This is a genomic window from Mycobacteriales bacterium, from assembly GCA_035504215.1.
In the GTDB taxonomy this organism is placed as follows: domain Bacteria; phylum Actinomycetota; class Actinomycetes; order JAFAQI01; family JAFAQI01; genus DATAUK01.
The window spans coordinates 1-3,150 of record DATJSI010000047.1; the positions used below are offsets into that span (position 1 = coordinate 1).

A 3,150-nucleotide genomic window follows, 5' to 3' on the forward strand; every position below is an offset into this window, starting at 1 on the left:
GCCGGTGAACCAACTTGCCTCGTTCACGGTGCCCGAGCCACGGATGGCCGTGATCTCGCCGTACGACAAGGGCTCGATGGCCTCAGTCGAGAAGGCGATCCGCGACAGCGACCTCGGCGTCAATCCCACCTCGGACGGCAACGTGATCCGTGTCGTGTTCCCGCAGCTCACCGAGGAGCGGCGGCGGGACCTGATCAAGGTCGCGCGCGGCAAGGCCGAGGACGGCCGGATCGCGATCCGCAACATCCGCCGGCATGCGAAGGACACCCTCGACAAGCTGGCGAAGGACGGCGAGACCGGCAAGGACGACGTCGAGCGAGCCGAGAAAGAGCTCGAGAAGACCACGCACCGCTACGTCGAGTCGGTCGACGAGGCACTGGCGGCCAAGGAATCCGAACTGCTCGAGGTCTGAGGACCCGGTGGTCGAGGTGAGCGAGCGGCCAGCGGTCGGGCGGGCCGGTCGCAACCTTCCGATGGCGCTCGGGATCGGGCTGGCGCTCGGCGCGCTCGTCCTCGTCCCGCTGTATCTCGAGAAGCCGGTCTTCCTCGCCGTCGTGGTCGCCGCGGTCGGCCTCGGCGTCCACGAGTTCTCCCGTGCGCTTTCGACCAAGGGGATCAAGGCGCCGTTCATCCCACTCGTCGTGGGCTCCACCGCGATCATCTGTACGTCGTACGCCGTCGACCGGCAGGCGATGACCACCGCGATGCTGTGCACGATCCCGCTGGTCGTCGCCTGGCGCGTCGTGCAGGGCACCGACGGCTTCGTCGTCGGCCTGTCCGCATCCCTGCTCGTGCTGCTCTACACCGGGTTCCTGGCCGGCTTCTGCGGGCTCATGCTCGCCGCGCCGGACGGCGATCGTCGGGTCACCTGTTTCGTCGCGACCGTGGTGGCGAGTGACGTCGGTGGTTATGCGACCGGCGTGTTCTTCGGCCGCCACCTGCTTGCCCCGAGGATCAGCCCGAAGAAGTCGTGGGAAGGCCTGGCGGGGTCAACCATCGCCTGCGCCTCGATCGGGATCATTCTCTGCACGTCGTTGCTGCACACCCAGTGGTGGCAGGGTGCGCTCCTGGGGCTGGCGATCGTGGGCTCGGCAACGTTGGGCGACCTCGGCGAGTCGATGGCCAAACGTGACCTCGGCCTGAAGGACATGGGCAGCTTGCTGCCCGGCCACGGCGGCATGCTCGACCGGCTCGACTCGCTGCTGCCGTCGGCACCGGTCGCCTGGGCCGTCCTCGCCGCGATCGCGCCGCTGCATTGAAGCCGCCCCGCCACCTCGCCGACCTGGACCAGGCCGAGCGCCGAGCCGCGGTGGCCGCCGTCGGTGAGCCCGGCTATCGCGCGGACCAGCTCTCCCGCCACTACTTCGGCCGGACGGTCACCGATCCGGCCGAGATGACCGATCTTCCGGCGGCGAGCCGCGACCAGCTCGTCGGCAGCCTCCTGCCGCCGCTGCTGGCTGACGTGCGGACCCAGGAGTGCGACGCCGGCCTGACCCGCAAGACGCTCTGGCGGCTGCACGACGGAGCCCTGGTGGAGAGCGTAGTGATGCGCTACCCGGACCGCGTGACCATCTGCATCTCCTCGCAGGCCGGCTGCGGAATGGGCTGCCCCTTCTGCGCGACCGGCCAGGGTGGTCTGGTCCGCAACCTGTCGACCGCCGAGATCGTCGACCAGATCGTGCGCGCCGGCCGCGGCGAGGTCGACAACGTCGTCTTCATGGGGATGGGAGAGCCGCTCGCGAACTACCCGGCCGTCGTCCGGGCACTGCGGCGGATCACCGAGCCGCCTCCGGCCGGCCTCGGCATCGGCCAGCGGCACGTCACCGTCTCGACCGTGGGCCTGGTCCCAGCGATCGACAAGCTGGCCGCCGAGGGCCTGCAGGTGACGCTCGCCGTCTCCTTGCACGCGCCGGACGACGAGCTGCGCGACACCCTCGTGCCGGTCAACCGGCGCTGGCCGGTCGACGAGGTCCTCGCCGCCGCCTGGCGCTACGCGGAGACCACCGGGCGCCGGGTCTCGATCGAGTACGCGCTCATACGTGACATCAACGACCAGCGCGAGCGGGCCGAACTGCTGGCCGGCCTGCTCTCCGGGCGGCTGGTGCACGTCAACCTGATCCCGCTCAACCCGACGCCCGGCTCGATCTGGACCGCCTCGGAGCCGGAGCGCGAGCGCACCTTCGTCGACGTCCTGCGCTCAGCCGGGGTGCCCACTACCGTTCGGGATACCCGTGGTAGGGAGATTGACGGTGCCTGCGGCCAGCTTGCTGCACAGGAGAGGAACTGAGATGAGTCGTTTGCTCGGGACCGTGCTGGTTGGCTTGGCCGCGTTTGTGCTCACCGGGGTCATGTCCGGGGCGATCGCGTCGGCGCATCCCGAGCCAGCGACGAAGCCCGTGGCGAGCAAGTTCTTCGCCGGCTACCTGGTCTCGAAGACAAAGGGAAGTCTGACCTCCGCCACCACGACGGTCGTTGTGCCGAACATTACGTGCAAGAAGAGCTACAGCGGTGTTGGGCCCTCGATAGTGGTCGAGACGAAGCCGAACAAGAAGAACGTGTACTTCGTCGACGTTGCCGCGGTTGGCGTCGGCTGCGTCAAGGGAAAGCCCGAGTTCGAATCTGTGCTCCAGGTGAACGGCAGCTCCTCCAACGACATCAGCTTCGCCGCCGGCGACAAGGTCACCATGACCGTCACGGTGACGAAGTCGAGGACATCGGTGAGTGTCGACGACCTAACGTCCGGCGCGCACAAGACACGCACCGGAGCCGGGAAGGTAGGCGAGTACGCCTACGTCGGTGACCAGGGCCTGCAGATCAACAACTACAAGACGCCGCTCGACCCGTTCACCAAGACCTCGTTCTCGGGTTCTGAGGTTAACCACAAGTCGCTCACCGCCGAAAAGGCGGTCGCTTACGAGCGCAAGCGCGGGAAGACGCTGCTGATTGCCGTCAGCAAGCTGTCGTCCGGCAAGAACTTCTCAACGACCTTCAAGCACAGCTGACCGGCCGCAATGGGTGAGACGCTGCGGTTCGGCATCGACGTCGGCGGGACCGGCGTCAAGGGTGCGGTCGTCGACATCGACAGCGGCGAGCTGACGACCGACCGGGTGCGCGTCCTCACCCCGCATCCCGCGACGCCCGCCGCCGTCG

The 3,150-nt window shown here is 68.2% G+C and carries 5 protein-coding genes; all 5 read left to right on the forward strand.

The genetic code is table 11. From position 1 onward, the window contains the following. On the forward strand, nucleotides 1–412 hold a 412-nt coding region (frr, locus tag VME70_05660; protein HTW19685.1), incomplete at its 5' end, for a ribosome recycling factor. A 16-nt stretch (nucleotides 413–428) separates the two neighbouring features. Then, nucleotides 429–1,259: a phosphatidate cytidylyltransferase gene (locus tag VME70_05665; GenBank protein HTW19686.1), complete on the forward strand. Its 831-nt coding sequence runs from the start codon at nucleotides 429–431 to the stop codon at nucleotides 1,257–1,259. Further along, entirely contained in the window at nucleotides 1,223–2,287 is a 1,065-nt protein-coding gene (gene rlmN, locus VME70_05670) for a 23S rRNA (adenine(2503)-C(2))-methyltransferase RlmN (protein ID HTW19687.1), read from the forward strand. The genes VME70_05665 and rlmN overlap by 37 nt, the downstream gene beginning before the upstream one ends. Before the next feature lies 1 nt (nucleotide 2,288). Continuing rightward, nucleotides 2,289–3,002 (forward strand): G1 family glutamic endopeptidase, encoded by a 714-nt coding sequence (locus VME70_05675; protein ID HTW19688.1) that lies wholly within the window; start codon nucleotides 2,289–2,291, stop codon nucleotides 3,000–3,002. 9 nt (nucleotides 3,003–3,011) lie between these two features. After that, nucleotides 3,012–3,150: ROK family protein (locus VME70_05680; GenBank protein ID HTW19689.1), on the forward strand; the 139-nt coding region annotated here is incomplete at its 3' end.